29 protein-coding genes are annotated in these 25,766 nt (G+C 72.2%); 13 read left to right on the forward strand and 16 right to left on the reverse strand.

Annotated elements, in window-relative coordinates:
• Positions 1–4 precede the first annotated feature (4 nt).
• Positions 5–928: an alpha/beta hydrolase gene (locus BLT76_RS12005; RefSeq protein ID WP_090855893.1), complete on the forward strand. Its 924-nt coding sequence runs from the start codon at positions 5–7 to the stop codon at positions 926–928.
• Here the strand turns inward: BLT76_RS12005 and BLT76_RS12010 are convergent.
• Genes BLT76_RS12010 through BLT76_RS12020 form a run of 3 tightly spaced genes read right to left on the reverse strand, consistent with a single transcriptional unit; the run spans position 919 to position 3,017 of the window.
• Positions 919–1,269, reverse strand: coding sequence for a hypothetical protein (locus BLT76_RS12010; protein WP_090855896.1), 351 nt, complete (start codon positions 1,267–1,269; stop codon positions 919–921). The two genes, BLT76_RS12005 and BLT76_RS12010, sit on opposite strands and share 10 nt — an antisense overlap.
• Positions 1,266–1,706: a hypothetical protein gene (locus tag BLT76_RS12015; protein ID WP_139175504.1), complete on the reverse strand. Its 441-nt coding sequence runs from the start codon at positions 1,704–1,706 to the stop codon at positions 1,266–1,268. Before BLT76_RS12015 ends, BLT76_RS12010 begins: the two co-directional genes overlap by 4 nt.
• Before the next feature lie 27 nt (positions 1,707–1,733).
• Positions 1,734–3,017: a CehA/McbA family metallohydrolase domain-containing protein gene (locus tag BLT76_RS12020; protein WP_090855899.1), complete on the reverse strand. Its 1,284-nt coding sequence runs from the start codon at positions 3,015–3,017 to the stop codon at positions 1,734–1,736.
• 71 nt (positions 3,018–3,088) lie between these two features.
• Here BLT76_RS12020 and BLT76_RS12025 point away from each other — a divergent pair, with 71 nt between their 5' ends.
• On the forward strand, positions 3,089–4,081 hold the full coding sequence (locus BLT76_RS12025) for a GNAT family N-acetyltransferase (protein ID WP_170867033.1): 993 nt from the start codon (positions 3,089–3,091) through the stop codon (positions 4,079–4,081).
• A 3-nt stretch (positions 4,082–4,084) separates the two neighbouring features.
• On the opposite strand, the gene BLT76_RS12030 is transcribed toward BLT76_RS12025, so the two are convergent.
• Genes BLT76_RS12030 through BLT76_RS12045 form a run of 4 tightly spaced genes read right to left on the reverse strand, consistent with a single transcriptional unit; the run spans position 4,085 to position 7,542 of the window.
• Positions 4,085–5,152: an NAD(P)H-dependent flavin oxidoreductase gene (locus tag BLT76_RS12030; RefSeq protein WP_090855905.1), complete on the reverse strand. Its 1,068-nt coding sequence runs from the start codon at positions 5,150–5,152 to the stop codon at positions 4,085–4,087.
• The gene (locus tag BLT76_RS12035) at positions 5,145–5,903 is read right to left on the reverse strand and encodes a CoA-transferase subunit beta (RefSeq protein ID WP_090855908.1); all 759 of its coding nucleotides are present in this window, start codon (positions 5,901–5,903) and stop codon (positions 5,145–5,147) included. The genes BLT76_RS12030 and BLT76_RS12035 overlap by 8 nt, the downstream gene beginning before the upstream one ends.
• The gene (locus BLT76_RS12040) at positions 5,900–6,790 is read right to left on the reverse strand and encodes a CoA transferase subunit A (protein ID WP_090855911.1); all 891 of its coding nucleotides are present in this window, start codon (positions 6,788–6,790) and stop codon (positions 5,900–5,902) included. The genes BLT76_RS12035 and BLT76_RS12040 overlap by 4 nt, the downstream gene beginning before the upstream one ends.
• The gene (locus tag BLT76_RS12045) at positions 6,787–7,542 is read right to left on the reverse strand and encodes an enoyl-CoA hydratase family protein (protein ID WP_090855914.1); all 756 of its coding nucleotides are present in this window, start codon (positions 7,540–7,542) and stop codon (positions 6,787–6,789) included. The genes BLT76_RS12040 and BLT76_RS12045 overlap by 4 nt, the downstream gene beginning before the upstream one ends.
• Positions 7,543–7,579: 37 nt before the next feature.
• On the opposite strand from BLT76_RS12045, the gene BLT76_RS12050 reads away from it, so the two are divergent.
• Positions 7,580–8,329: an SDR family oxidoreductase gene (locus BLT76_RS12050; RefSeq protein WP_090855917.1), complete on the forward strand. Its 750-nt coding sequence runs from the start codon at positions 7,580–7,582 to the stop codon at positions 8,327–8,329.
• Complete coding sequence (locus tag BLT76_RS12055; RefSeq protein ID WP_090855920.1) at positions 8,326–9,204, forward strand: SDR family oxidoreductase; 879 nt, start codon at positions 8,326–8,328, stop codon at positions 9,202–9,204. The genes BLT76_RS12050 and BLT76_RS12055 overlap by 4 nt, the downstream gene beginning before the upstream one ends.
• 192 nt (positions 9,205–9,396) lie before the next feature.
• Here the strand turns inward: BLT76_RS12055 and BLT76_RS12060 are convergent, their stop codons facing one another.
• Both BLT76_RS12060 and BLT76_RS12065 read right to left on the reverse strand, forming a co-directional pair.
• Positions 9,397–10,338 carry a type IV toxin-antitoxin system AbiEi family antitoxin domain-containing protein gene (locus BLT76_RS12060; protein ID WP_090855923.1) on the reverse strand — a complete coding sequence of 314 codons (942 nt, stop codon included), beginning with the start codon at positions 10,336–10,338 and terminating at the stop codon, positions 9,397–9,399.
• A 160-nt stretch (positions 10,339–10,498) separates the two neighbouring features.
• A complete protein-coding gene (locus BLT76_RS12065) occupies positions 10,499–11,662 on the reverse strand; it encodes a steroid 3-ketoacyl-CoA thiolase (RefSeq protein ID WP_090855926.1) in 1,164 nt (387 codons plus the stop codon).
• A gap of 119 nt (positions 11,663–11,781) precedes the next feature.
• Between BLT76_RS12065 and BLT76_RS12070 the strand changes: the two genes are divergently transcribed.
• Positions 11,782–13,026, forward strand: coding sequence for a cytochrome P450 (locus BLT76_RS12070; RefSeq protein WP_090855932.1), 1,245 nt, complete (start codon positions 11,782–11,784; stop codon positions 13,024–13,026).
• A gap of 18 nt (positions 13,027–13,044) precedes the next feature.
• On the opposite strand, the gene map is transcribed toward BLT76_RS12070, so the two are convergent.
• Positions 13,045–13,812, reverse strand: coding sequence for a type I methionyl aminopeptidase (gene map, locus BLT76_RS12075; RefSeq protein ID WP_090855934.1), 768 nt, complete (start codon positions 13,810–13,812; stop codon positions 13,045–13,047).
• Between the two features lie 91 nt (positions 13,813–13,903).
• Here map and BLT76_RS12080 point away from each other — a divergent pair, with 91 nt between their 5' ends.
• From BLT76_RS12080 to BLT76_RS12090, 3 genes are all read left to right on the forward strand, one after another.
• On the forward strand, positions 13,904–14,500 hold the full coding sequence (locus tag BLT76_RS12080; RefSeq protein WP_090855937.1) for a ClpP family protease: 597 nt from the start codon (positions 13,904–13,906) through the stop codon (positions 14,498–14,500).
• Positions 14,497–15,114 carry a ClpP family protease gene (locus BLT76_RS12085; RefSeq protein ID WP_090855940.1) on the forward strand — a complete coding sequence of 206 codons (618 nt, stop codon included), beginning with the start codon at positions 14,497–14,499 and terminating at the stop codon, positions 15,112–15,114. Before BLT76_RS12080 ends, BLT76_RS12085 begins: the two co-directional genes overlap by 4 nt.
• Positions 15,115–15,271: 157 nt before the next feature.
• Entirely contained in the window at positions 15,272–16,045 is a 774-nt protein-coding gene (locus BLT76_RS12090) for a maleylpyruvate isomerase family mycothiol-dependent enzyme (RefSeq protein ID WP_090855943.1), read from the forward strand.
• A gap of 232 nt (positions 16,046–16,277) precedes the next feature.
• Here BLT76_RS12090 and BLT76_RS12095 read toward each other — a convergent pair whose 3' ends face one another.
• The 5 genes from BLT76_RS12095 to BLT76_RS12115 all read right to left on the reverse strand — a co-directional run bounded on the left by BLT76_RS12095 (position 16,278) and on the right by BLT76_RS12115 (position 20,166).
• Entirely contained in the window at positions 16,278–16,589 is a 312-nt protein-coding gene (locus BLT76_RS12095; RefSeq protein ID WP_090855945.1) for a helix-turn-helix domain-containing protein, read from the reverse strand.
• Positions 16,590–16,598: 9 nt separating this feature from the next.
• On the reverse strand, positions 16,599–16,868 hold the full coding sequence (locus tag BLT76_RS12100) for a putative signal transducing protein (protein WP_090855948.1): 270 nt from the start codon (positions 16,866–16,868) through the stop codon (positions 16,599–16,601).
• 95 nt (positions 16,869–16,963) lie between these two features.
• The gene (locus tag BLT76_RS12105; protein WP_090855951.1) at positions 16,964–18,130 is read right to left on the reverse strand and encodes a thiolase domain-containing protein; all 1,167 of its coding nucleotides are present in this window, start codon (positions 18,128–18,130) and stop codon (positions 16,964–16,966) included.
• Position 18,131: 1 nt separating this feature from the next.
• A complete protein-coding gene (locus tag BLT76_RS12110; protein ID WP_090855953.1) occupies positions 18,132–19,193 on the reverse strand; it encodes a thiolase domain-containing protein in 1,062 nt (353 codons plus the stop codon).
• A gap of 10 nt (positions 19,194–19,203) precedes the next feature.
• Complete coding sequence (locus BLT76_RS12115; RefSeq protein ID WP_090855956.1) at positions 19,204–20,166, reverse strand: Zn-ribbon domain-containing OB-fold protein; 963 nt, start codon at positions 20,164–20,166, stop codon at positions 19,204–19,206.
• Positions 20,167–20,224: 58 nt separating this feature from the next.
• Here BLT76_RS12115 and BLT76_RS12120 point away from each other — a divergent pair, with 58 nt between their 5' ends.
• Entirely contained in the window at positions 20,225–21,268 is a 1,044-nt protein-coding gene (locus BLT76_RS12120; protein ID WP_090855958.1) for an LLM class F420-dependent oxidoreductase, read from the forward strand.
• 206 nt (positions 21,269–21,474) lie between these two features.
• Here BLT76_RS12120 and BLT76_RS12125 read toward each other — a convergent pair whose 3' ends face one another.
• Positions 21,475–22,035, reverse strand: coding sequence for a hypothetical protein (locus BLT76_RS12125; protein WP_090855961.1), 561 nt, complete (start codon positions 22,033–22,035; stop codon positions 21,475–21,477).
• Positions 22,036–22,141: 106 nt separating this feature from the next.
• Between BLT76_RS12125 and BLT76_RS12130 the strand changes: the two genes are divergently transcribed.
• The 4 genes from BLT76_RS12130 to yidC are packed head-to-tail and all read left to right on the forward strand — an operon-like array spanning position 22,142 to position 25,506.
• Positions 22,142–22,771 (forward strand): hypothetical protein, encoded by a 630-nt coding sequence (locus tag BLT76_RS12130; protein ID WP_090855964.1) that lies wholly within the window; start codon positions 22,142–22,144, stop codon positions 22,769–22,771.
• Positions 22,772–22,804: 33 nt separating this feature from the next.
• Entirely contained in the window at positions 22,805–24,394 is a 1,590-nt protein-coding gene (gene fadD8 / locus BLT76_RS12135) for a fatty-acid--CoA ligase FadD8 (RefSeq protein ID WP_090855966.1), read from the forward strand.
• Positions 24,395–24,407: 13 nt separating this feature from the next.
• Entirely contained in the window at positions 24,408–24,671 is a 264-nt protein-coding gene (locus BLT76_RS12140; protein WP_090855969.1) for a hypothetical protein, read from the forward strand.
• Between the two features lie 43 nt (positions 24,672–24,714).
• The gene (gene yidC / locus BLT76_RS12145) at positions 24,715–25,506 is read left to right on the forward strand and encodes a membrane protein insertase YidC (RefSeq protein WP_090855975.1); all 792 of its coding nucleotides are present in this window, start codon (positions 24,715–24,717) and stop codon (positions 25,504–25,506) included.
• Positions 25,507–25,766: the final 260 nt, after the last annotated feature.

Below are 25,766 nucleotides of genomic sequence, written 5' to 3' on the forward strand. Positions count from 1 at the left end.
CGCCATGGACACCACGCCGTACCCCACCCTGGACGCCGAGCTCCGGCCGATCGTCGAGCTGCTGCCCGACCTGTCGGACTCGCTCACCGACGTCGCGGGCGCGCGGGCGCTGCTCGCGGGCTTCGTGCCGGAGGGTCCGGTGCCGGGCGAGGAGCTGGTCGAGACGACCGAGGAGCCGATCGGCGCCGACGCGCGAGTCCGGTTCTACCGCCCGCGGGGCGCGACCGGTCAGCTGGCGGGCCTGCTCTACGTCCACGGCGGCGGCTTCTGCCTCGGCGACATCGAGCTCGAGCACGGGCTCGCGGTCGAGCTGTGCCACACCCTGGGCGCGGTGGTGGCGAGCGTCGACTACCGGCTGGCGCCGGAGCACCCCTACCCCGCGGGCCTCGACGACTGCTACGCCGCGCTCGAGATGCTCGCCGGCCGCGCCGACGTGGACCCCGCCCGGGTCGCCGTGCACGGCCAGAGCGCGGGCGGGGGACTGGCGGCCGCCGTCGCCCTCCTGTCCCGCGACCGGGGCGGGCCGGCGCTCTGCTTCCAGGCGCTCGGGATCCCCGAGCTCGACGACCGGCTCGACACCCCGTCGATGCGGGCCTTCGAGACGACCCCGATGTGGAGCCGCCGGCAGGCCGAGCTCTCCTGGCGCTACTACCTCGGGGGCCGGGACGCCGACGCGTACGCCGCTCCCGCGCGGGCCGAGGACCTCGCCGGGCTGCCGCCGGCGTACGTCGTCACCTGCGAGCTCGACCCGTTGCGCGACGAGGGCCTGACCTACGCGATGCGGCTGCTCGCGGCCGGGGTCTCGGTGGAGCTGCACTCGTTCCCGGGGACGGTGCACGGCTCGCAGCTGGTGCGCGACGCGGCCGTCGTCAAGCGGATGGACGCCGAGCTGGTGGACGCGCTCCGGCGGGCGGTGGCTCAGGCGTAGCAGATGACCAGGCCGATGACCGTCGGCACCAGCCCAAGGAGCAGCCAGGCCGAGGGGAGCGGCTTGCGGTGGATGACCAGCGCCACCGCGACCGCGATGATCCCGAACGCGCCCGCGATGACGTTGAGCCCGATCCGGGCCGCGTCGTTGGTCTCGTCGACGAAGACGGCCGCGATGACCAGGCCCGCGGAGAGGTGGAAGATCGTGGTCGCGACCAGGACCGAGAGCACCCACTTCTGGACGCCCTCGATGGCCTTGCTGCCCGGCGGCGGGGGAGCGGGCTGCGGGTTGGCCGGGTCCATCAGGTGCCGGCGCCGGCGGGGCGCCTGCTGCTCGGTCATGTCGCCAGCCTACGGCGGCCGGCGGTCAGGCTGACCAGCAGTGTCACCCAGGCGACCAGGCTGGCCACGGCGGCCACGACCGCCAGCAGGAAGCTGAGGTCGTACAGGCTGTCGGAGTAGCCGAAGAGCTGGGTGAGGCCCGAGCGCATGCTGTCGTCGGCGTCGCCGAAGTCGGGCATCACGGCCCCGAGGACGAACAGGCCGAACCACAGCGTGAGCTGGGAGAGCGTCTGGAAGACGGTCAGCTCCTTGGGGCTGCCGTCCTGGGTGAAGGCGAGCACGGTCGTGACGATCAGCATCACGAGCAGGATCAGGACCACCGGGAACAGGATGAGCATGAACCAGCCGCCCACGCCGAACACCAGCCGACCGATCCAGACCCACCCGCAGAGCAGGAGGTTGAGCGGGATCATCAGCCACAGCGTCACTCGGTTCACGACCGGAGCGTAGGGCCTCGGGAGCCGTCAGGTGCGCTGCGGCGCGATCCACCACGGACTGGTGTAGGCCACCCCCAGGTCGTTGCCGGGGTGCCCCGCGGGTCCGGGCGTGGCGTTGGGCTGCGTCGGGTCGGCGATCCGCAGCAGCAGCCAGTCCCCGTCGGCCTCGTCGACCCGCACCCGGAGCCGGACCACCGGGCCGACCTCGAACTCCTTCACCCGCACCACCTCCGGTACGGCGCGGCCCGGCCGGAGCACCTGCACGGTCAGCGGCCGTCCGACCCAGGACGGGTCGCGGGCCAGGTCGAGCCGGATCGTGACGACGCCGCGACGCATCGGCAGTCGGCCGCCCATCCGCACCCAGCGGCCGCCCGGCGTCCGCGCGGTCGCGTCGACCCGCAGCCCGGACGTGCGGGTCGCGAAGAACCGCCGCTGCAGCATCGCCCGCTTCACGCCGGCCCGGCTGTGCTCGGCGACCCAGAGACCGGTGCGGCCCTTGCCCTCCGGGTGGCCCCAGTCGGTGCCGTGCTCGTCGGTCACGCCCGTGATCCCCGTGCGCCAGCCGGCGTTCAGGCAGGCCACGAGCGGGGAGGTGCGGCCGTCGGCGTACCCCTCGAAGAGGTAGTCGTCGCCGCGGTTGAACATCTCCAGCGAGACCACCTGGCGTCGTACTCGTGGGTCGTAGTGGAACTCCTGGAACCGGCCCGGCTCGCGGCCCGGGTGGTTGAACCCGGCGAGGCCGCCGGCGCCGCCGTCGAGGACCAGGCCGGGCTCGCGGCGCAGCCACTCGAGGAGCGGCTGCATCAGCCCCGCCTGCAGGACGTCCACGTAGTGCTCGGTGAACCAGACGTTGACGTGCCCGATCAGCGGCTCGGACCACTCGAAGCCCCGGAGCGCGGTGAAGCGGCCGTCCTGGTCCGCCTGGTCGGCCAGCCGCTTGGTCCGCGCCCAGTCCGAGCGGGTCAGGCCGGCGACGTCGCGGTACTCCGGTGGCAGCAGCCCGGCCAGCACGTCGCCGAGCAGGTGCTCGCTCAGGGTGGCGTGGTCGGTCAGCGCGGCCACGTCGAGGCCCGCGCTGCGCATCGAGGCGAACGCTCGCGCCGGGTCGCCGTCGCCGTCCGACATCAGGGTGTGGTTGTGCAGGTCGGCGTGCACGAGCCGGGTGCCGCGGCTGATCCGCGAGCGGCGCCGGGCGCCCGGCCGCGGCGCCGGGCCGTGGTCGGCGATCGCGCCGGTGGCGGAGCCGAGACCCTGGGCGAGCAGCAGCGACGAGCCGGCGCCGAGGGTGGCGCGGCGGGAGAGGCCGGTCATACCGGGCGCGTTCCCGCTGGAGGTGCCGTTAATCAGGTGCGCGGGTGAACGCTCGGAGTCATGCTCGGGAGGTGAGGCTCGAGCAGGTCGACCCCGACGACGACGCGACCGTCGAGGCGTACGTCGCGGTCTCGAACGCCGTCCGCGCCGCCGACGCCCCGTGGGAGCATCCGCTCACCCCGCACGAGGCGGCCGGCCAGCTGCGGCACGGCTGGGACGGCGAGCCGGAGGTCGGCTTCCTCGCTCGCGTCGACGGCGTCGCGGTGGCGACCGCGACGTACGAGACCAGTGAGTACGACAACCTCCACCTGGCCTGGGTCGGCGTGCAGGTGCACCCCGGCCACCGGCGTCGGGGACACGGGACCACCGTCTTCACCGCGCTGCGGGACCGCGCGCGTGCGCAGGGCCGCACCTCCATCGGCATCGCCGGCTGGGACTCCCCGGCCACGGTCGGGTTCGCGACGGCGCAGGGGCTGGCCCGGAAGGCGGTCGAGGTGAACCGACGCCAGTCGCTCGGCGAGCTCGATCGCGTCGCCCTCGACACGGCGTACGACGAGGCCCGGCCGTACGCGGCCGGCTACGAGCTGGTGCGGATGTCCGGCCGCAGCGACGACGCCGAGCTGCCCGCGCTGGCCGAGATGACCGCGGCCATCAACGACGCCCCGACCGACGACCTCGACATCGAGGACAACGTCTTCCCGCCCGAGCGGGTCCGGGCCTACGAGGACGCTCAGCTCGCCCGTGGGCAGGTGCTGCTCCGCGTGGTGGCCCGCGAGACCGCCACCGGCGCCCTGGCCGGGCAGAGCGTGGTCGCGGTCGACGGCGAGCGCCCGACCCTGGCCGAGCAGCACGACACCTCCGTCGTCGCCGCCCACCGCGGTCACCGGCTCGGGCTGCTGCTCAAGCTCGAGATGCTCCGCTGGCTCGCCGAGGAGCACCCCCGGGTCGAGACCGTCGACACCTGGAACGCGGAGTCCAACGGCCGGATGATCGGCGTCAATGAGCTGCTGGGCTACCGGGTGCTGGGGCGGGAGCTGGTGTTCCAGGGTTCGGTCGACCGCTGAGACCTACACGACGTACGACGCGCCGCGGCGCAGCTCCTCGACGGCCCGGGTGACCACCCGCTCGATCAGCTCGGCGCAGCTCGGCAGGTCGTCGAGCACGCCGACCACCTGGCCGGAGGCGAGCACGCCCGCGGTGGTGTCGCCCTCGACCAGGCCGGCCCTGAGCATCGTCGGGGTGTTGGCCGCCAGCGCCATCTGGGCCAGCGAGCGGCCCTGGGCCTTCTTCATCGCGCGGCCGTCCTTCAGCAGCGCGGCCCAGGACATCTCGCTGTCCCGCTTGAACTCCAGGGTCCGGCGCACGGTCGGCCCGAGGCGCTTCAGGGCGCTGGTCTCCTCGATCTCCTCGACCAGCTTCGTGCGCAGCATCCGGTGCGGCATGCCGTCGACCTTGGCGGTGACGACGGTGCCGGTCAGGTCGTGGGAGAGGTAGAGCTCCTTGACCGCGTCCGGTACGGCGGAGTCGCGGGTCAGCAGGAAGCGGGTGCCCATGCCGATGCCGGCGGCGCCGTACGACAGGGCGGCCGCGAGGCCCCGGCCGTCGAAGAAGCCACCGGCGGCGATGACGGGGATGTCGACCGCGTCGAGCACCGAGGGCAGTAGCAGCGTGGTCGGGGTGGAGCCGGTGTGCCCACCGCCCTCACCGCCCTGGATCATCACCGCGTCGGCGCCCCAGGAGGCGACCTTCTTCGCGTGCTTGGGCAGGCCCACGCTCGGGATCACGACGATGTCGTGCTCCTTGAGCCGGGCGATCAGCTCGGGCTTGGGTGCCAGGGCGAACGACGCCACCTTCACGCCGTGGTCGATGAGGAGCTGGCAGCGGGCGGGCGCGTCGCCCGCGTCGGCACGCAGGTTGACGCCGAACGGCTGCTCCGTGCGGCCCTTCACCTCGACGATGGCGTTCTCGAGCTCCTCGAGGGTCATCGTCGCACTGGCCAGGATGCCGAGCCCGCCGGCGTTCGCCGTACCGCTGACGAGGCGCGGGCCGGCGACCCAGCCCATCCCGGTCTGCACGACCGGGTGGCGGACGCCGACCAGGTCGGTGAGCGGGGTGCGGAGCAGCTGCTCAAGCATCCTGGGGGACCTCCTTGAAGCGCAGCCCCTTCGGGTCGAGCACCTCGCGGATGATCACCTGCTCCTCCGGCGTGGGCTCGCGCGTGGTGGGGACGTCGGCGGGGACGTCGAGCTCGAAGCCGGTCGCCTCGCGGACCTCGTCGACGGTCACGCCCGGGTGCACGCTGAGCAGTCGCACCGTGTCGTCCGGGCCGCCGACGTCGAGCACGGCGAGGTTGCTCACGACGCGGTGGATGTCGTTGAAGCGGGCCGCCGCCGGCCCGGCCGCCTTCGCCCGGGCCGGGCCGACGCCGGAGACGATGTCGACCTGCTCCACGAACACCCGCGAGGAGTGCTTCGGGACCCAGTACGACGTCCGGTTGTTGACGGTGTTGCCGGGCGCGCCGCGCGAGCCCAGCAGCTGGCGCTTCGGTCGGTCGAAGTCGCCGATGGCGGAGATGTTCTGGTTGCCGTGCCGGTCGACCTGCGTGGCACCCATCATCACGTGGCGGGGGCCGTTCGCGACCACGTCGAAGACCTTGCGGAACGGGATCCAGCCCTCCACGACGTCGGCCTTCGCGAACAGCGGCGGCGTGCCGGCCAGGAAGAGCGACTCGCCGTCGGAGATCACCAGGTCGGGGTTGCTGGTCAGCCGGGCCAGCCGGACCCCGAGCATCGGCAGCAGCCCCATCGGGCTGGCGAAGATCTCGCCGTCGTCGGCGAAGGCGTCGGCGATCGCCGCCGCGCACACGTCCGCGCGGGTGATGCTCATGCCTGCTCCTCCTGGAACTCGCGGACGGCCGCCTGGTAGGCCGCCTCGTCACCGGCCAGGAACCGCTGCTCGAAGGCGGTCCAGTCCTCGTCGCTGCCGGACGCGGCCTTCGCGTAGGCCCGCTGGAACCTCTCGTCCCGCTCGTAGTCGGGCGTGCAGGTCGTGAAGTGCGCGCCGTTCGGCGTCTCGACGACCCCGTCGACCAGCATCCGGCTCAGCAGCAGCCGCTGCACCGGGGTGTCGACGGTCAGGCCGGCGGTGTCGACGACCTGCTCGACGGACAGGTAGGTCCTCTCGGCCGCCATCGCGAACAGGTCGTCGAAGTAGGGGTCCGGACCGAGGTACGTCGCGTTGCCGTGCCGGTCGGCCCGGTTGAGGTGGACCAGGGCGACGTCGAGGCGCAGCGCCGGCACGGCGACCAGATCCTCGTGGCCGTGGCCCTCGTCGTACGGGCTCTCGACGGTCTTGATCCACGGGTTGTTGACCAGGACGTCGGAGCCGAGCCCGGCGCGCATGGGCAGGAACGGCAGCCGCTGGGCCGCCGCGCGCAGGCCGGTCTGGAACATGCCCTCGTCGAGCTCGACGACCTCGGGGATCGTGCCCTCCTGGCGGGCCTTCTGGAAGCTGGGCTCCAGCGGCACCGAGTCGAGGCTGACGAAGGCGTAGACCAGCCGGCGGATCTTCCCGGCCCGGGCGAGCAGGCCGACGTCGGCACCGCCCCAGCTGACGATCGTCAGGTCGGTCAGGTCGCTGTTGAGGATCGCGCGCACCAGCGCCATCGGCTTGCGCCGCGGCCCCCAGCCGCCGATGCCGATGGTCATGCCGCTGCGCAGCTCGCCGACGACGTCGTCGATGCTCATCCGCTTGTCGCGGGGTCCCTTGCTCATCGCTTGGCCTTGTCCGTTCCCGCGAACTGGTCGCGCAGCTCGTCGCTGACGCCGGCGAGGTTGAGCTCCATCGTGAAGCCCTGCTCGAACCGGTAGCTCTTGTTGACGTCGATCGGGTCGATGCCGTTGAGGCACTCCTTGGCCGCCCGGATGACCCGCGTGTCGTGGGCCGCGATGTCGGTCGCGACCCGCAGGGCCGCGTCGTCGAGCTCGGCCCGGGGGACCACCTCGAGGACCGAGCCGAACTGCACGAGGTCCTGCGCCTTGATGGTGCGGGCGGTGAAGTAGAGGGTGCGCATCATGTGCTGGGGGACCAGTCGGGCCATGTGGGTGGCCGCGCCGAGCGCGCCCTGCTTGACCTCGGGTACGCCGAAGAACGCGTCGTCGCTGGCCACCACGCAGTCGGCGTTGCCGACCAGGCCGACCCCACCGCCGAGGCAGAAGCCGTTGACCGCCGCGACGACCGGGACCGCGCACTCGTAGACGGCCTTGAAGGCGGCGAAGCAGCCCTTGTTGGCGCCGATCAGGGCGTCGAAGCCGGTCGTGTGCTGCATCTCCTTGATGTCGACGCCCGCGTTGAACCCGCGGCCCTCGGCCCGGAGCACGACCACCTTGGTGTCCAGGTCCGTGGCCGCCTCGTCGAGGGCCGCGGCGACGTCGTACCAGCCCTGGACGGTGAGGGCGTTGACCGGGGGGTGCTCCATCGTGACCACGCGGATGCCGTCGTCACGCAGGTCGGAGGTGATCGCCATGAGTGCCAACCTAACATTTGCTTGGTACGGTTGCAGCATGTCGCTCGTCCTGGATCTCACCGGTCGCGTCGCGCTCGTCACCGGCGGGGCGCGGGGCATCGGGCTCGGCATCACGCGGGCACTCCAGGCCGCCGGCGCGACCGTCGTGACCTGCTCCCGCTCGGAGGTCGAGCCCGTGCCGGGCACCACTCACCGGGTCTGCGACGTGCGGGACCCCGAGTCGGTGCAGGCGCTGGTGGCGTCGCTCGACCGGCTCGACGTCCTGGTCAACAACGCCGGGGGAGCGCCGGCCGTCGACGCGGCCACGGCCTCCCCGCGATTCCACGAGAGGATCGTCGGGCTCAACCTGCTCGCGCCGCTGCTGGTGGCGCAGGCCGCGAACGCGGTGATGCAGCAGCAGGACTCCGGCGGCACGATCGTCAACATCTCGTCGATCTCGGCGAGCCGGCCGGCGCCGACGATCGCGGCGTACGCCGCCGCCAAGGCCGGGCTCGACTCGCTGACCGCCTCGCTGGCCATGGAGTGGGCGCCGCGGGTGCGCGTGAACGCGATCGACGTCGGCCTCTGCCGGACCGAGCAGACCGACGATCACTACGGCGACGACGCCTCGGTCGCCACCATCGAGCGGACCATCCCGCTCGGGCGGATGGCCCGGCCCGAGGAGGTCGGCCACGTCGCCGCCTTCCTGGCCAGCGACCTCGCGTCGTACGTCTCCGGGGCGAGCGTCGCCTGTCACGGCGGGGGAGAGACGCCCGCCTTCCTGTTGGTGCAGAAGGGACTGTCATGAGCTTGTTGGAGGGTCGCGTCGCGATCGTCACCGGAGCCGGCCGCGGCATCGGCCGCGCCCACGCGCTGGAGCTGGCCCGGCACGGGGCGGCGGTGGTCGTCAACGACTACGGCGTCTCGCTGGCCGGCGAGGACACGGGGGAGACCCCGGCCGAGTCCGTGGTCGCCGAGATCGAGGCCGCCGGTGGCCAGGCGGTGGTGAACCGCGCCGACGTCGCGGACTTCGAGGCGGCCTCGGACATGGTGCGCCAGGCCATCGACACCTTCGGCGGCCTCGACGTCCTGGTCAACAACGCCGGGTTCGTCCGCGACCGGATGCTGGTGAACACCTCCGAGGAGGAGTGGGACGCCGTCGTCCGGGTGCACCTCAAGGGCCACTTCGCCCCGCTGCGCCACGCGGGCGCCTACTGGCGCACGGAGTCCAAGTCCGGACGTGAGCGCTCGGCGCGGGTCATCAACACGTCGTCGGGCGCCGGGCTGCAGGGCTCGGTCGGGCAGGCGACGTACTCCGCCGCCAAGGCCGGCATCGCCGGCCTCACCCTGGTCGCCGCCCAGGAGCTGGGCCGGTACGGCGTCACCGTCAACGCGATCGCGCCGGTCGCCCGCACCCGGATGACCGAGGGTGCGTTCGACACCTCCGCCATGGCCCTGCCCGAGGACAACTCCCCGATCGTCGCCTGGCTGGCCTCCGTCGAGGCCGGGGACGTCACCGGTCGCGTCATCGAGATCGAGGGCGGGAAGATCACCGTCGAGAACGGCTGGTCCCACGGCCCCGCCCGCGATCTCGGCGCCCGCTGGTCGGCCCCCGACGTGGGCCCCGCCCTCCGGCGGCTGCTCGCCGACGCGCCTGCCCCGGAGCCGGTGTACGGGGCGTGAGGGGTCGTCGCCGCCGCCGCAAAGGTTCATCGGCTGGCCGATGAAACTCACGGCGGGACGATGAAGCTTCGTCGTCCGGGCGTGAGGTTCGTGGTGGTGGGTTGCCGGGCGGCCGTAAAGGTTCATCGGCTGGCCGATGAAACTCACGCCGGGACGACGAACCTTTGTCGTCCCGGCGTGAGCTTCGCGGGGTCAGCTAGCTCGACGCTGTTCGGCCACCCGGCGGACGCGCTCCGCCATGCGGTCGGGGCGGTCCAGGTCGGCCCAGACGAAGCGCACCATCCTCAGGCCGGTGAGCTCCTCCAGCAGCAACTCGCGGGCGCGCTCGGCGCGAATCACGTCGGAGATGGTCTGACCGGGCTTCAGGAGCCGGCCGTACTTCACCGCGCCGTCGAACTCGACCATGACGCCCAGGTCGGGGAGGAGCGCGTCGACCAGCCCGGCCACGCGTCCGGACGAGTGGAGGATCTTCCACTGCGGTTCGGTCGCGATGTGGTGGTCGTTCAAATTCAGACGCGTCCGAGTCTCGCCGACAGACTCCGAGCGCCCGTCGGCTCTCGCGACCGCACGGGGAAGCCCGATGCTGCCCGGCCACTCGCGCATGTGCGTCTCCGCGTACGCCGTGAGCTCCTCCTGGGTCGCGAGCTTCTGCTGAAGTGTCCAGTCGAGGACGCAAACCGCGGCGACGTGCTCGGCGGCGGCCGCTGTCTCGACCGCGGTCCGGCCCGGCGAGGTGATCCAGTGGGGCTCGTGACGCGTGATGTCGCCGACCCGAACGGTCCCGTGGTGGTGGGTGATGCCCGCTTGGGTCCGGTCACCGCGCCCGAACAGGTTCGTGAGGTTGACCGTGCTCAGGTCGAGTCCCCAGTCCGGCCCGCCCCGCAGCAGGTGCGCGCTCGCGTGCGAGAGCGCGACGCGGTCGTCGTACTGCTCGAGGACTGCTCTGCTGAGTACGACGTGACGTTCCGCAGCGGTGAGGTGCGCCCACACCGACGGATCGGCGTAGGCGCCGTGCCGGATCCGGACGACGGCTCCGGCCCTCAGCATGCGGTTGAGCCAGTTGTCGTCGTACCCGGCGCGGATCGCCGCACGGCGCAGCAGGATGCCGTGCTGGTCGAACGGGATGTCGGGCATGGCGGACAGGCTGCCTGCCCGGACGGCCGATCGGGGGCGCTCCGGGGCATCTGTGGATAGGCGGTTCCGCGAGGCTCGTCCCTGGACGACAAAGGTTCATCGTCCCGGGATGAGTTTCATCGGCTAGCCGATGAAACTCACGTGGACCCCGCCCGACCCCTCAGATCCGCTCGATGACCGTCCCGGTCGCCATGGCACCGCCGGCGCACATCGAGATGAGGGCGGTGGAGGCATCGCGGCGCTCGAGCTCGTGGAGCGCGGTGGTGATCAGGCGGGTGCCGGTGGAGCCGACGGGGTGGCCGAGGGCGATGGCGCCGCCGTTGACGTTGACCTTGTCGAGGTCGACGTGGTGCTGGCCGGCCCAGGAGAGGACGACGGAGGCGAAGGCCTCGTTGACCTCGAAGAGGTCGAAGTCGGAGATCGCCATGCCGGTGCGGTCGAGGATCCGCTGCGTCGCGTCGATCGGGCCGTCGAGGTGGTAGTAGGGGTCGGAGCCGACCAGGCAGTGGCTGACGATCCGGGCGCGGGGCTTCAGGCCGAGCGCGGCGGCGCGGTCGGAGTCCATGATGAGTACGGCGGACGCGCCGTCCGAGATCTGCGAGGACGTGCCGGCGGTGTGGAGGCCGTCGGGGAGCACGGTGCGGAGCCCGCCCAGGCCCTCGAGCGTCGTGTTGCGCAGGCCCTGGTCGGTGTCGACCACTCGGGTGGACCCGGTCGGGGCGCCGTCCTCGCCGAGCACCGGCGCCTCGAGAGGCACGATCTCGCGCTTGAACCGACCCTCGTCGACGGCGACGCGGGCCTTCTGCTGCGATGCCAGGCCGAACGCCTCGAGGTCGGCCCGCGACAGGCCCCGGTTCTTGGCGATCCGGTCGGCCGCCTCGAACTGGTTGGGCATGTCGATCGACCAGTCGTCGGGGCGCGGGTCGCCGGTGCCGAGCGGCACGTTCGCGCCCAGCGGGATCCGGGTCATCGCCTCGACGCCGGCGGCGATGCCGATGTCGATCGTGCCGGCGGTGATCATGTCGTTGACCAGGTGGGCGGCCTGCTGGCCGGACCCGCACTGGGCGTCGACCATGGTGCCGGCGGTGTGCTGGGCGAGGCCGGCGTGCAGCCACGCTCGGCGGGCCATCCCGTTGGACTGCTCACCCGCCTGCGTGACGCAGCCGGCGACCACCTGGTCGACCAGCTCGGAGTCGAGGCCCGAGCGGGCCAGGACCTCGCGCATCGCGTGGCCGATGAGGACGGCGGGGTGCACGCCGGCCAGCCAGCCCTTCCGCTTGCCGAGGGGAGTGCGGACCGCGTCGATGATCACAGGGGTGCCCATGGATCAGAAAGTAGAACAGGTTCTCGTTCTTCGACAAGGGTGCTTGGCAGGACGTACCGAGAGTATGTAACCTGGGCCACTAGAACCTGTTCCACCTCTCGTCGACCGAAGGAACGCACGTGACTGCTACCGATGTCCTCCCCGAGGGGTTCGACTTCACCGACCCGGACGTGAACCAGCGGGGCATCCCGCACGACGAGTTCCGGGCTGCACGGCAGAACGAGCCCATCATCTGGATCGAGCAGGACCAGCTCTGGCGCAGCGGCTTCGCCCCGGAGTCCGGGACCGGCTACTACGCCGTCACACGGCACGAGGACGTCGCCGCGATCTCCAAGGACAGCAAGAACTGGTCCACCGCCGAGAACGGCGCGATCATCCGCTTCCCCGGCGAGATGTCGCGCGACCAGATCGAGCTCCAGCGGGTCATCCTGATCAACCAGGACCCACCCGAGCACGCCACCACCCGTCAGATCATCTCCCGCGGCTTCACGCCCCGCTCGATCAACGAGCTCGAGGAGACGATGATCAAGCGGGCCGCGCAGATCGTCCAGGACTCGGTGGCCAAGGGCACCGGCAACTTCGTCGAGGACGTCGCCGCCGAGCTGCCGCTGCAGGCCATCGCCGACCTGCTGGGTGTCCCGATGGAGGACCGTCACAAGCTCTTCGAGTGGTCCAACCTGATGCTCGCGGGCGAGGACCCCGACTACGAGGGCGCCAACGACGTCGCGGCCGCCGAGATCCTCGGCTACGCGATGATGCTGGCCGCCGAGCGGCAGGCCAACCCGCGCGACGACCTGATCACCAAGCTGATCAACGCCCACAAGGGCGAGCGGGGCCTGACCGACGACGAGTTCGGCTACTTCGTGATCCTGCTGGCGGTCGCGGGCAACGAGACCACCCGCAACGCGATCACCCACGGCATGAACGCCTTCTTCGACCACCCCGAGCAGTGGGAGATCTGGAAGCGGGACCGTCCGGCGACCATGATCGACGAGGTCGTCCGGTGGGCGACGCCGGTGACGGTCTTCCAGCGCACGGCCCTCCACGACGTCGAGCTCGGCGGGGTGCAGTTCAAGAAGGGCCAGCGCGCGGCGCTGTTCTACGCGAGCGCGAACTTCGACGAGACGGTCTTCGAGGACCCGTTCAGGTTCGACATCACCCGCGAGACCAACCCGCAGCTCGGCTTCGGCGGGCATGGCAACCACTACTGCCTGGGTGCCAACCTGGCCCGCCAGGAGATCAAGGTGATCTTCGACGCGCTGGCCGACTACGCGCCCGACATCACCCGGCTGGCCCCGGCCGCGCGGCTGCGCCACTCCTGGGTCAACGGCATCAAGGACCTGCAGGTCCAGTACGGCGCCTGACCCCGTCGTACGACGGGCTCAGCCCCGGGCGGTCAGCACCTGCGGACCGTCCGGGGTGATCGCCACGGTGTGCTCCATGTGGGCGCCCCGGGAGCGGTCGGCGCTGCGCAGCGTCCAGCCGTCGGGGTCGGTGTAGATCTCGTCGGTGGTGTGCAGGAACCACGGCTCGATGGCGATCACCAGCCCGGCCTGGAGCTTGAAGCCCCGGCCGGCGCGGCCGTCGTTCGGGATGTGCGGGTCGCCGTGCATCGTCCGGCCCACGCCGTGCCCGCCGAACTGGGTGTTGATCGCCAGGCCGGCCTCCCGGGCCACGCCGGCGATGGCCGCGGAGATGTCGCCGACCTTGTTGCCGACGGTCGCGGCGGCGATCCCGGCCTCGAGGGCGCGGCCGGTGGTCGCGATCAGGTCGAGGTCCTCCTGGCGCGGCGTACCGACGACGACGCTGAGCGCCGAGTCGGAGACCCAGCCGTCGACGCTGGCCGCGAAGTCGACGCTGAGCAGGTCGCCGTCCTGCAGCACGTAGTCGTGCGGGAGGCCGTGCAGCACCGCGTCGTTCACCGACGTGCACAGCACCTTGCCGAAGGGCGAGGCCCCGAACGACGGGTGGTAGTCGATGTAGCAGGACTCCGCGCCGCGCTCCCGGATCATCTCGTGCGCGACCGCGTCCAGCTCGAGCAGGTTGACGCCCACGTCGGCGACCTCGGCGAGGCGGGTGATGACGTCGGCGACGAAGCGCCCGGCGGGGCGCATCTGCTCGATCTGGGCGGGGGTGCGGAGCTCGATCACCCGGCCAGCCTAGGCGGCGGATCTGCCCAGGGCAGAACCGCCGGCAGCAGAATCGCTGGGGTGGCGCCGTACGCCGGACCACGCTGGCTCCATGACCACGACGCTCTCACCCTCGGCGGCCGACCGGCTGCTCCACCAACGGATCCTCGTCCTCGGCCAGCAGGTCGACGACGAGATCGCCAACCGCCTGTGCGCCGAGCTGCTGCTGCTCTCGGCCGAGGATCCGCGGCGCGACATCAGCCTCTACATCAACAGCCCCGGCGGCTCGGTCTCGGCCGGCCTGGCCATCTACGACACCATGCGGCTGATCCCCAACGACGTCAGCACGCTGGCCATGGGGCTGGCGGCGAGCATGGGCCAGTTCCTGCTCTCGGCCGGTACGCCGGGCAAGCGCTTCGCCCTTCCGCACAGCCGGGTGCTGCTGCACCAGGGCTCGGCCGGGATCGGTGGCACGGCCATCGACATCGAGATCCAGGCCGAGAACCTGGAGCACACCAAGAACGTGATGATCGGCCTGATCGCCGAGCACACCGGCCAGCCGGTCGAGAAGGTGGAGCGGGACGCGCTGCGGGACCGGTGGTTCACCGCGCAGCAGGCCCTGGACTACGGCTTCGTCGACGCGATCCTCACCGACGTGGCCGACGTGACCCCGTCGTACCCGTCCCAGCGGATCGGGCTGAGCCGATGAGCTCCTACACGATCCCCAGCGTGGTCGAGAAGACCGTGCGCGGTGGCGAGCGCGCCGTCGACATCTACAGCCGGCTCCTGTCCGACCGGATCGTCTACGTCGGCACCGAGATCGACGACGGCGTCGCCAACGTGGTGATCGCGCAGCTGCTGCACCTGGAGTCGGAGAACCCCGAGGCGCCGATCAACCTCTACCTCAACAGCCCCGGTGGCTCGGTCACCGCGATGCTCGCGGTCTACGACACGATGCAGTTCGTCCGGCCGCCTGTCGGGACCACCTGCATCGGCCAGGCCGGCTCGTCGGCCGCGGTGCTGCTGGCCGCGGGGGACCCTGGCCGGCGGATGGTGCTGCCGCACGCGCGCGTCGTCCTGCACCAGCCGTCGGGCGGCGGGCAGGGCACCCTGCCCGACCTGGCCCTCCAGGCCAAGGAGATCGTCCGGCTGCGCTCGGAGATGGAGCAGATCCTGGTCCGGCACACCGGACAGGAGCTGGAGCGGCTGCGCGAGGACACCGAGCGCGACCTGGTGCTCACCGCCCCGGAGGCGGTGGCCTACGGCGTCGCGGACGGCGTCCTCGACAGCCGCAAGCTAGTGGCGCGCGTCAGAAGTTCTTGAGCACCTCGCGCACCCAGGACGCGCCCCTCGCGGCGTTGCCGACGCTTGCTGGACGAGCCAGTACGGCGGCGCGCCGGCGCCTTGCGACGGCCACGCCCTGAGCACGCCAGGCACTCAACAACTTCCGAGGCCCGCCACGAGCGCTACCGTCGCTGGCATGACCCTTCTCCTCGACCGCGCGATCGCCTCGCTGCGCGCGCACCACGACGACCTGGCCCTGCTGGTGCCGACGCTGACCGACGAGCAGCTCGCCGGCCCGAGCGGCGCGTCCGAGTGGACCGTCGCTCAGGTGCTGTCCCACCTCGGCAGCGGGGCGGAGATCAGCCGCAAGCCGGTGGCCGCCGCCTCCGGCCAGCCGTTCGACGAGGAGGACAACCAGTCGGTCTGGGCCCGCTGGGACGGCTCGACGCCCCGCGAGCAGGCCGAGGCGTACGTCCGCCACGACGCGCGCTACCTGGAGACCCTCGCGGCGCTCACCCCCGAGCAGAAGGGGAGCATCAGCGTCGACATGGGGTTCCTGCCCGCCCCGGTGCCGCTGGTGGTCGCGGTCGGCATGCGCCTCAACGAGGTCGCCGCGCACGCGTGGGACGTCAAGGTCGGGCTGGACCGGGCGGCGACGGTCGACGGGGCTGCGGCGGAGGTGCTGCTGGAGCTCTTCGCGGGCGACCTCGGGTTCCTGCTCGGCTTCTCCGGCAAGGCCGACCAGCTGGCCGAGCCGGCCACGGTCGCGGTGCCCGGCGGGGCGATCGTGATCACCGACGCCGTGACGGTGACGACCGAGCCGGTGGAGGCGACGGCGACCTTCGACGGTCCGCAGGAGGCCGTGCTGCGGCTGCTCACCGGCCGGCTGCGCGCGCCGTACGACGGGGGTGTGAGCGTCACCGGAGACGTCAGCCTCGACGATCTGCGCCGGGTGTTCCCGGGCTACTGAGCTCGCGACGTCCCACCCGGGGTGCCGCATCCATCGTCGAGTGACGCCAGATGGCTGTAATGAGGCGCGGGGAACAGCCATCTGGCGTCTCTCGACGGTCGGCGACGCCTGCGCTGCCGTGAGTACGAGAGGCTAGGTGAACGATTCAGGCGCAGCGTCCGATCGGCGCGAGGTGTCGGCCGCTGTGCTCGCGAGGACGAGTCTGGCGGATCCGGCGGCTGCGCTCGCCGAGTCAGGCCGCGAGGCAGACCGGCCCGGACATCCGCCCGATCGAGCGCGTGACCCGCGCCGTCAGGTCGACGAGCCGCAGGCCGAGGGCGCCGGCGACGGCGCCGAGGATCTCGGAGCTGGGCTCCTTCAGGCCGCGCTCGACCTCGGAGAGGTACTGCATCGAGACGCCCGACTGCTCGGCCACGTCGGTGAGGGTCCGGCCGGCCTGCTGGCGCTCGGAGCGCAGCTCGTGGCCGACGGCCTCGCGCCACAGCGGCTCGGGGCGGGACGGCTCGGGAGCCTGCGGGGCCGGAAATGCGACGACGTCACCCATGGACCGACCCTAGACGTCCGCGGCCGGCGACGGCTGGCCGTTCGCCGCGGGCGAACGGCCGGGCTTCAGCCACTGACCGAGGTCGGCGTCGGTCAACAGCTCGCGCGCCTCGGCCTCCCGCTCGTCGGGGACCAGGACCCGCATCTGGAGGAAGTTGAGGCTGCCCTCGAGGAGACTCGCGTGCCGGTCCGCGACGTGGCAGGGGATGTCGGCGTCCTGCAGGAGTGCCTCGACCACCGAGATCAACGCGACGTCGTTGGTGCGGATCAGCTCGCTCATGCTCGTTCCAACGTACGGCGGGCCGCGGTGGTGCCCGGCCGGCACGCCCTCCCAGATCGCGCCGGCCGGAGACCGTCCCCCGGTCCGCGAGCGGGTCAGTTCGTCGGCTTGTCCGCGCCGACGACCCACATCGCGAAGAACTGCGAGCCACCGCCGTAGGCGTGGCCCAGGGCCTTGCGCGCGCCGTCGACCTGGTGCTCGCCGGCCGCGCCACGCACCTGCAGGGCGGCCTCGCCGAAGCGGAGCATCCCCGAGGCGCCGATCGGGTTCGACGACAGCACGCCGCCTGAGCAGTTGACCGGGATCTTGCCGTCCATGGCGGTGCCGCCGGACTCCGTCAGCCGCCAGCCGCCGCCGTTCGCGTCGGCGAAGCCGAGGCTCTCCAGCCACATCGGCTCGAACCAGGAGAACGGCACGTAGATCTCGGCCGCGTCGATCTCGTCGATCGGGCTGGTGATCCCGGCCTGCTTCCACAGTGCGGCGGCGGCGTCGCGGGACGCCTGCGGGTTGACCTGGTCGCGCTCGGCGGCCGAGGTGGCCTCGGAGCGCATCACGGTGCCGTGGATCCAGGCGGGGTTGGGCGAGGCCTTCGCGGTGTCCTCGTCCACGATGACCAGCGCGCAGGCGCCGTCGGAGGAGGGGCAGGTCTCGTCGTACCGGATCGGGTCCCAGAGCATCTGCGAGGCCAGCACCGACTCCACGGTGGTGCCCTCGTTGTGCAGGTGGGCGTAGGGGTTGCGCAGCGCGTTGTTGCGGTCCTTGGCGGCCACGATCGCGCCGATGTGCGTGGGTGCGCCGGAGCGGCGGATGTAGGAGCGCACGTGCGGGGCGAAGTAGCCACCCGCACCGGCGTGCACCGGCATGTTGAACGGCACCGGCACCGACAGGGCCCACATCGCGTTGGACTCCGACTGCTTCTCGTAGGCCACCGTGAGCACCCGCTTGTGCACACCGGCCTGGACGAGCGACGAGGCGACGATGGCGGTCGAGCCTCCGACCGAGCCGGCGGTGTGCACGCGGAGCAGCGGCTTGCCGGCCGCGCCGAGCGACTCGGCCAGGAAGAGCTCGGGCATCATCACGCCCTCGAACAGGTCGGGAGCCTTGCCGACCACGATCGCGTCGATGTCGTCCAGGGTCATGCCGGCGTCGAGGAGCGCCCGGTCGATGGCCTCGCGGCACAGGCCGGCCATCGAGACGTCCTCGCGCTTCGCGCGGTGGTGGGTCTGACCGATGCCGACGACGGCAGCAGGCTGCTTGGCCATCTCAGGCCCCCTTCTGCTCGGCGTCGAGGACGCACACGAGGTTCTGCTGGAGGGCCGGGCCGCTCGTGGCGTGGCCCAGCGTGCGGCCGGCCTCGCCGGACCAGATCTTCTTGGCGGCCTCGCCGATCCGGATGCCGCCGGCGGAGAACATCGGGTTGCCGGAGAGCGCGCCGCCCGACGGGTTGATCGCGACGTCGTCGCCGAGCCCGAGCTCGCGGCGCAGGATCAGCTCCTGGTGGCTGAACGGCGCGTGCAGCTCGGCCACCTCGACGCCGGCGGTGCCGGCCGCGGCGGCCGCCCGCTCGGCCGAGGGGGAGCGGGTGAGGTCGCGGGTGCCCATGCTCATCGGGTCGACGTAGTGCGCGAGGCCGCTGATCCAGGCGGGCCGGTCGCACACCTCGCGGGCCTTGTCGCCGGCGGCGAGCACGATCGCCGCGGCGCCGTCGGTCACGGGCGCGCAGTCGTGCTTGCGCAGCGGGTCGGCGTACAGGGGGCGCGCCAGCAGCTCCTCGACCGACGACCCGCCCTTGCGGACGGCGTACTCGTTCTTCTCGGCGGCGGTGAGCGAGCGGTTGACCACCTCGGCCATCGCCCGCTCGTCCCAGGCGCCGGCGTCGAGGCCGACCCGGGCCTGCAAGCCGGCGAGGCTGACGGTGTCGGGCCACAGCGGCGTCATCGTGTAGGGCTCCAGCTGGAGCGCGAGGGTACGGCGCAGCACGCCGGCCGAGCTCTTGCCGAACGCGTAGACCAGCGCTGTGTCGACCTCGCCGGTCTGGATCTTCAGCCAGGCCTCGTAGAGCGCCCAGGCCAGGTCCATCTCGACGTGGGACTCGTTGACCGGCGGGATGACGCCGATCGCGTCGACCGCCTGCACGAACGAGAACGACCGGCCGGCCAGGTAGTCCGAGGACCCCGAGCACCAGAAGCCGACGTCCTTGCGGGTCCACCCGGTCTGCTCGTAGCACTCCTCGAAGAGCGGCACGAGCAGCTCCACGCAGGTCGGCGACCCGTCGAACTCCTCCATCTGTCGCTGGGCGAACCCGACGACCGCAACGTCACGCATGTCCCGCCCCTTACAGGTGCTGCTTGTAGGTGTCGTAGTCCGCGTCCGGGTCGCCGGTCGGACTGAAGTGGCTGATGTTCTCGATCGTGGTGCCCCACTCCTCGCGGGGCTTCCAGACCGCCTTGACCCGCATGCCCATCCGGACCTCGTCGGCCGGGATGTCGAGGATCAGGTGCAGGATCGCGATGTCGGCACCGTCCAGCAGGACGTACGCCGAGACGTACGGCGGCTTGATCTTCTGGCCGAGGAACGGGACGTTCACGATGCAGAAGGTGGTGATCGTGCCGACCTCGGAGAGCTCGACCTCCTCGGTCGTCGCGACGCCGTCGACCGGGCAGGCGCTGCGCGGCGGGACGTAGACCTTGTGGCAGGCCGGGCAGCGCTGGCCGAGGATCTTGCCCTCGGCCAGGCCCCGGTAGAAGGCCGACTCCTCGGGCGAGGCGGCGTACAGGTAGTCGAGCTCGACGGGCGTGACGACGCCGGTGACCAGGTGGTCCTCCAGCAGCCCGCCGCCGGCGGGGGAGGCGCTGTCCTCGTCGGCCAACGGCACGAAGGCCTCGATGTCGGTGACCGCGCCGGTGCGCTCGCCGCGCCAGCGCACCTGCACCCGCATCCCGGTCGAGACCTCGTCGGGCGAGGTGACGTGGAGCGCGTGCAGGAACGGCGTGTCCGCCCCGTCGAGGGTGACCAGCGCGAACGCGAACGGGTGGTCGAGGGGCTGACCCTTCACCGGCTCGGGGACCCAGGTCCACGAGCTGACCGTGCCGGTGGCCGCGACCTCGACGAAGTCGGTGAGCGCCTCGTGGGTGATCGGGTCGAACTCCGGCGGGGGTACGACGACCCGGCCGTCGGACGTGCGTCCCGCGACGACCACCCCGTCCCGCAGGCCGGTGAGGAACCTCCCCACGACGGGTCCGGTGGAGCGCGTGTAGTCGAAGGCGACCGTCACCGGCGCCGAGAGCGTGCGAGCCATGTCCGGCAAAGTAGAACACGTTCTAGCGAACGCACAAGGTCTCTGAGAGGGTGTCGGCATGAAACTGGGACTGCAGCTGGGCTACTGGGGCGCACAGCCGCCGGCCGGCGTCGGCGAGCTGGTGGCCGCCGCCGAGGAGGCGGGCTTCGACGCGATCTTCTCCGCCGAGGCGTGGGGCTCCGACGCCTTCACACCGCTCGCCTGGTGGGGCAAGGGCACCTCGCGGATCCGCCTCGGCACCTCCATCGTGCAGATGTCGGGCCGCGCACCGACCTCGATCGCCATGCACGCCCTGACCCTCGACCACCTCACCGGTGGCCGGGTCGTGCTGGGCATGGGCGTCAGCGGGCCGCAGGTCGTCGAGGGCTGGTACGGCCAGCCGTTCGCCAAGCCGCTCGCCCGCACCCGCGAGGTCGTCGACATCATCCGGCAGGTGCTGGCCCGCGAGGCGCCGGTGACCAACGCCGGCCCCCACTACCCCCTCCCGTACGACGGCCCGGGCTCGGTCGGCCTCGGCAAGCCGCTGAAGCCGATCACCCACCCGCTGCGCCCCGACATCCCGATCTGGCTCGGCGCCGAGGGGCCCAAGAACGTCGCGCAGACCGCCGAGATCGCCGACGGCTGGATCCCGATCTTCTACACGCCGAAGTCGGCCGCGATGTACCAGCCCTGGCTCGACGAGGGGTTCGCCCGACCGGACGCACGTCGTACCCGCGCGGACTTCGAGATCGCCGCCACCTGCCACCTGCAGATCGTCGACAGCGCCGAGGTCAAGCAGCTGGTGATCGACGCGATCAAGCCGTCGGTCTCGCTGTACATGGGCGGCATGGGCGCTCAGGAGGCTAACTTCCACAACCAGGTCTTCGTGCGGATGGGCTACGAGGACCTGGCCGCGGAGGTGCAGAGGCTCTACCTGAGCGGCCAGAAGGACCAGGCCACGGCGCTGATCCCCGACGAGCTGGTCGACGACATGCACATCATCGGCACGCCCGGCGAGGTCAAGGAGCGGGTCGCGCAGTGGGAGGAGACCGGCGTGACCACGCTGATGCTCAGCTGCCGCTCGCCCGAGGAGGTTCGGCAGGTCGCGGAGCTGCTGGCCTGACAGCCGCCTGCGGGGCCGACGTACCTCATCTTGATGATGACCGGGCCCGGGCGGCGACCTAGCGTGGTGGGCGGCGGTCCAGGCGATCTCGGTGTGGTGACTCTTCTTGGAGGGAGCGGCGCCACGGGCGACCGGGTGTGCGACGGACCGTCCCCGGGCTCCGGGGTGCGCCCTCCCCGTGGGGTGGACCCCGGAGCCGTCCTGCGTCACGGCCCGCTGAGGGCCAGGTCGACGGCGACGATGGCGCCGTCCCCGTCGGTGGCCACGGCGATCGCGAAGTCGGTGACGCAGTCGCGGTGGTCCTCGTCGGGCCGGATCCAGACGGTCCCGGCGCCCTCCCAGGGCAGCCGGTAGGTCGAGCAGCCGACCGTCTCCGGCGCGTCGGTCTCCAGGCGGGGCTGGCCGCCCTCCTGGATCAGCGCGCGGACGGGGTTGAGTCCGGAGACCGGGCAGCGCCGGCCCTCGTACTCGGTCACTGCTCCGGGGCAGCGGACCCAGCCCTCGCGGCGGGCGGCGAAGTCCGGGCTGAGCTGGGCGACCTGCTCGCCGGCGATCGAGAACCGGACGCTGTCGCCCCACGGCACGTCGGTGCCGGCCCCGTCGCCCCCGGCGTACGCGACGAAGGCCCGGGCGGCGTCGTCGGCGGTGGGGGCCGCCGCGGGCGTCGGGTCGGACGCCGCCGGCCCCGACGTGCCGGCGCAGGCGGCAACGGCGGCCAGCAGGACCAGGGTGGGGAGGGTGGCGAGGACGTGCCCGAGCTTGCTCACGCAGGGAATGACGCCCGTCCGGCCGTCCGGGTTGTCCCGCGACGGTCACGATCCGGCAACGACGGCCCGCGGGGCGGCGTCGGGCCGCGTGCGAGATGATCGAGCGGTGAGCGACGAGGGTGGGCGGGGCGAGCGGCTGGCGACCTGGCTGGAGGGCCTGGGGCTGGCCGAGCACCTGCCGGCGGCCGGGCTGCCGGTGCTCGACCGGGACGCGGACGGCCGGGCGGTGTGGACCGACCCGGGCACCCGGCGGCCGATGACCGACGACCAGCTGGCCGAGCTGGAGCGGCTGCTGCGGCAGGACGGCTCGGAGCCGGAGCACGCCGTACCCGTCTCGCTCGTGCAGCTGGCCCGGCGGGCGCGGGTGCGCGAGCAGCTGCTGGCGAGCCCGTGGTTCAGCTACGAGACGCTGGCCGCGGTATGCGGTGCGACGGTCGACGCGACCAGGTTCTCGGTCCACAAGGCCGCGTCTGCGCACCGGCTGCTGCTGGTCGCGGCCGACGAGCGCACGTTGGTCCCGGCCTTCCAGCTGACCGACGTCGGCGAGGCCCGGCCCGAGCTGGTGCCGGTCCTGGAGCCGCTGCTCGCGGCCGGGACCGACCCCTGGCACGTCTGGGCCTGGTTGACCCAGCCGGCGGCGCTGCTCGGCGGCCAGGTCCCCGAGCGGGCCGCGGCGGACCCGGAGGAGGCGGCGGTCGTGCTGCATGCCGCGATCCGGCTGGCGGAGAGGTCCTAGACCAGAACTGGAACAGGTTCTAGTCTCGGCGGCATGACCGACGAGATGCGGACCGGGACCCACAACGGCCACCTGATGGTCGCCGCGCTGAAGCGGCACCGGGAGAAGCCGGTGATGTTCCTGGGCGACACCACCCTCACCGGCGGCGAGACGGCCGCGCGGATCAGCCAGTACATCCAGGCCTTCGAGTCGCTCGGCGCCGGACGGGGTACGGCGGGCGCGCTGCTCGCGCTCAACCGCCCCGAGGTCCTCTTCATCATCGGCGCCGGCCAGACCCAGGGCTACCGGCGCACCTCGCTGCACCCGCTGGGCTCGCTGGACGACCACGCCTACGTCATCAACGACGCCGAGATCACCACCCTCACCATCGACCCGGTGCCGATGTTCGTGGAGCGGGCGCTCGGACTGCTGGATAAGTGCCCCAAGCTGGAGAAGGTGCTGACCATCGGGCCGGTGCCCGACGAGCTCAGCCACGTCGGGCACGACCTGAACGCCGCGGCGGCGTCGTACCAGCCGGAGCCGCTGGCGGCCGTCACCCTCGAGCCCGACCACATCGTCTCGATCACCTACACCGGCGGTACGACGGGCAAGCCCAAGGGCGTGATCGGCACCAGCCGCGCCATGTCGGAGATGACCCGGATCCAGATGGCCGAGTGGGAGTGGCCGGAGTCGCCGCGGTTCCTCATGTGCACGCCGCTGTCGCACGCCGGGGCCGCGTTCTTCGTCCCGACGGTGATCAAGGGCGGCTCGCTGTTCGTGCTGGCCAAGTTCGACCCGGCCGAGGTGCTGCGGACCATCGAGGAGCAGCGGATCACGGCGACCATGCTGGTCCCGTCGATGCTCTACGCGCTGATGGACCACCCGGACTCGAAGACCCGGGACCTGTCGTCGCTGGAGACCGTCTACTACGGCGCGTCGGCGATCAACCCGGTCCGGCTGAAGGAGGCCATCGAGCGGTTCGGGCCGATCTTCGCGCAGTACTACGGCCAGTCCGAGGCACCGATGGTGATCAGCTACCTGGCCAAGGACGACCACCTCGGCGACGACCGCCGGCTGGCGTCCTGCGGTCGGCCGTCGGCGTTCATCCGGGCCGCGCTGCTCGACGAGGACGGGAACCAGGTCCCGGTCGGCGAGCCGGGGGAGATCTGCGTGGCCGGGCCGCTGCTCGCGGGCGGCTACTGGAACCTGCCCGAGGCCACCGCCGAGACGTTCCGCGACGGCTGGATGCACACCGGCGACGTGGCCCGCGAGGACGAGGACGGCTTCTGGTACATCGTCGACCGGACCAAGGACATGATCGTGACGGGGGGCTTCAACGTCTTCCCGCGCGAGGTCGAGGACGTCGTCGCCGAGCACCCCGCGATCGCCCAGGTGGGGGTCATCGGGACGCCGCACGAGAAGTTCGGCGAGGCGGTCACCGCGATCGTCGTCCTCCGCGAGGGGCGGGAGCTCACCGACGAGGTGGTCGCGGAGATCCAGCAGATGGTGAAGGACCGCAAGGGCTCGGTGCAGGCGCCCAAGCAGGTCATCGCGGCCGACGCACTCCCGCTGACCGGGCTGGGCAAGCCGGACAAGAAGGCGCTGCGCGCGCAGTTCTGGACGGGGGACCGCGCGGTCGGGTGAGTAGCATCGCGCCATGACCCGGGTGCTGGCGGCGCTGCTCGCCCTGCTGGTGCCTGTCCTGGTCTCGACGGCGGAGGCTCCCGGGGCCGCGACGATCGCGGTCGTGGCGCTCGCGCTGGCCACGCTCGTCGCGGTGGCGTCGTACGGCGGGCTGCCGGTCGTGCGCGTCGCGCGTCCGGTGGCGGTCGGCGACGACGCCGTCCCTCTCGTGCTGCGCGGCCGGGTCGTCGACCCCGTCGCCCACCCGCGCCGTCCACGTGCTCCGGGACGTGGCTGAGCCTCCTCAGCCACCCATCCCACCTCTCCTCAGGAGCACGCGCATGTCCCTGCTCGACCCGATCTCGCACGCCCTGGCGGCCGTCGTCGCCGCCACCCACGCTGGCCTCACCGCCCTCGGCACCGATCCCGACTCCGGCACCACCTGGCTGCTCTGCCTGGCCGCCGTGGTGGTCGCCGTCCGGCTGGTCCTGCTGCCGTTGACCGTCCACGGCGTCCGCCAGGCGCACGCCGGATCCCGAGCGAGGCCGCAGCTCCGCGCGCTCCGGAAGCAGTACGGCGGCCGCACCGACCCGGACAGCCTGCGGGCCCACGCCGCCGCCCGGCGCGAGGTGTCCGCGGAGCACGGTCTGTCCCGGCTCGGGTGCCTGCCGGTGCTCCTCCAGCTGCCGATCTGGCTCGGGCTCTACCACCTGCTCGCGACCGTCGCGGACGGCACGAGCGCGGGCGCGATGGACGGCGGGCTGGTCGCCTCGCTCGGCGCCGCCACGCTGCTCGGCGTACCGCTCGCCGAGCGCGGCTACCTCGGCGCCGGCCCGGCCCACCTGGCCGTGGTGGCCGGGCTCGCGATCGTCGCGGCGGTGCTGTCGTTCGTGACGCAGCGCTACCTGGTCGCGCCGAACACGGTCACCGACGACCTCCCGGAGACCGTCGCGCGGGTCCAGCAGCTGATGCCGGCCGTCTCCGCGCTGGGGCTGCTGGTCGCGGGGGGCGCCGTACCGGTGGCGCTGCTGGCGTACTGGGTGCTCAACGGGACCTGGACCCTCGGACAGAGCGCGGTGGTCCGCTATCTCTTCCCGACCCCGGGCTCGCCGGCCGCCCACCCCGGTGGTTGAGAAGGGACGAAGTCCCGTCTCGAAACCCGTCGCGCCGGGTGTCGGCCTTGATCGATGCCGGGTCTTGGCTCACCGAGTTTCGACACGGTCGCTGCGACCTCCTCCACCACCGGGGGTCCGGTGGTTGAGCAGGGACGAAGTCCCGTGTCGAAACCCCCGCAGCCCGAGCGCCGGCGTTGGGTCCGGGCGGTGGGTCGGCTCACCGGGTTTCGAGACGGTCGCTGCGCGACCTCCTCAACCACCGGGGTTCGGTGGTTGAG

Source organism: Nocardioides lianchengensis, from assembly GCF_900101465.1.
In the GTDB taxonomy this organism is placed as follows: Bacteria; Actinomycetota; Actinomycetes; order Propionibacteriales; family Nocardioidaceae; genus Nocardioides; species Nocardioides lianchengensis.

Excerpts from the sequence above, each read along its gene's own strand:
- BLT76_RS12115 (WP_090855956.1), bottom strand. The coding sequence starts at position 20,166 with ATGGCTCGCACGCTCTCGGCGCCGGTGACGGTCGCCTTCGACTACACG.
- BLT76_RS12055 (WP_090855920.1), top strand. The coding sequence starts at position 8,326 with ATGAGCTTGTTGGAGGGTCGCGTCGCGATCGTCACCGGAGCCGGCCGC.
- BLT76_RS12110 (WP_090855953.1), bottom strand. The coding sequence starts at position 19,193 with ATGCGTGACGTTGCGGTCGTCGGGTTCGCCCAGCGACAGATGGAGGAG.
- BLT76_RS12080 (WP_090855937.1), top strand. The coding sequence starts at position 13,904 with ATGACCACGACGCTCTCACCCTCGGCGGCCGACCGGCTGCTCCACCAA.
- BLT76_RS12065 (WP_090855926.1), bottom strand. The coding sequence starts at position 11,662 with ATGGGCACCCCTGTGATCATCGACGCGGTCCGCACTCCCCTCGGCAAG.
- BLT76_RS12090 (WP_090855943.1), top strand. The coding sequence starts at position 15,272 with ATGACCCTTCTCCTCGACCGCGCGATCGCCTCGCTGCGCGCGCACCAC.
- BLT76_RS12140 (WP_090855969.1), top strand. The coding sequence starts at position 24,408 with ATGACCCGGGTGCTGGCGGCGCTGCTCGCCCTGCTGGTGCCTGTCCTG.
- BLT76_RS12005 (WP_090855893.1), top strand. The coding sequence starts at position 5 with ATGGACACCACGCCGTACCCCACCCTGGACGCCGAGCTCCGGCCGATC.
- fadD8 (WP_090855966.1), top strand. The coding sequence starts at position 22,805 with ATGACCGACGAGATGCGGACCGGGACCCACAACGGCCACCTGATGGTC.
- BLT76_RS12020 (WP_090855899.1), bottom strand. The coding sequence starts at position 3,017 with ATGACCGGCCTCTCCCGCCGCGCCACCCTCGGCGCCGGCTCGTCGCTG.
- BLT76_RS12030 (WP_090855905.1), bottom strand. The coding sequence starts at position 5,152 with ATGCTTGAGCAGCTGCTCCGCACCCCGCTCACCGACCTGGTCGGCGTC.
- BLT76_RS12050 (WP_090855917.1), top strand. The coding sequence starts at position 7,580 with ATGTCGCTCGTCCTGGATCTCACCGGTCGCGTCGCGCTCGTCACCGGC.
- BLT76_RS12060 (WP_090855923.1), bottom strand. The coding sequence starts at position 10,338 with ATGCCCGACATCCCGTTCGACCAGCACGGCATCCTGCTGCGCCGTGCG.
- BLT76_RS12040 (WP_090855911.1), bottom strand. The coding sequence starts at position 6,790 with ATGAGCAAGGGACCCCGCGACAAGCGGATGAGCATCGACGACGTCGTC.
- BLT76_RS12120 (WP_090855958.1), top strand. The coding sequence starts at position 20,225 with ATGAAACTGGGACTGCAGCTGGGCTACTGGGGCGCACAGCCGCCGGCC.
- BLT76_RS12045 (WP_090855914.1), bottom strand. The coding sequence starts at position 7,542 with ATGGCGATCACCTCCGACCTGCGTGACGACGGCATCCGCGTGGTCACG.
- BLT76_RS12085 (WP_090855940.1), top strand. The coding sequence starts at position 14,497 with ATGAGCTCCTACACGATCCCCAGCGTGGTCGAGAAGACCGTGCGCGGT.
- BLT76_RS12035 (WP_090855908.1), bottom strand. The coding sequence starts at position 5,903 with ATGAGCATCACCCGCGCGGACGTGTGCGCGGCGGCGATCGCCGACGCC.
- yidC (WP_090855975.1), top strand. The coding sequence starts at position 24,715 with ATGTCCCTGCTCGACCCGATCTCGCACGCCCTGGCGGCCGTCGTCGCC.
- BLT76_RS12100 (WP_090855948.1), bottom strand. The coding sequence starts at position 16,868 with ATGAGCGAGCTGATCCGCACCAACGACGTCGCGTTGATCTCGGTGGTC.
- BLT76_RS12010 (WP_090855896.1), bottom strand. The coding sequence starts at position 1,269 with ATGACCGAGCAGCAGGCGCCCCGCCGGCGCCGGCACCTGATGGACCCG.
- BLT76_RS12105 (WP_090855951.1), bottom strand. The coding sequence starts at position 18,130 with ATGGCCAAGCAGCCTGCTGCCGTCGTCGGCATCGGTCAGACCCACCAC.
- BLT76_RS12095 (WP_090855945.1), bottom strand. The coding sequence starts at position 16,589 with ATGGGTGACGTCGTCGCATTTCCGGCCCCGCAGGCTCCCGAGCCGTCC.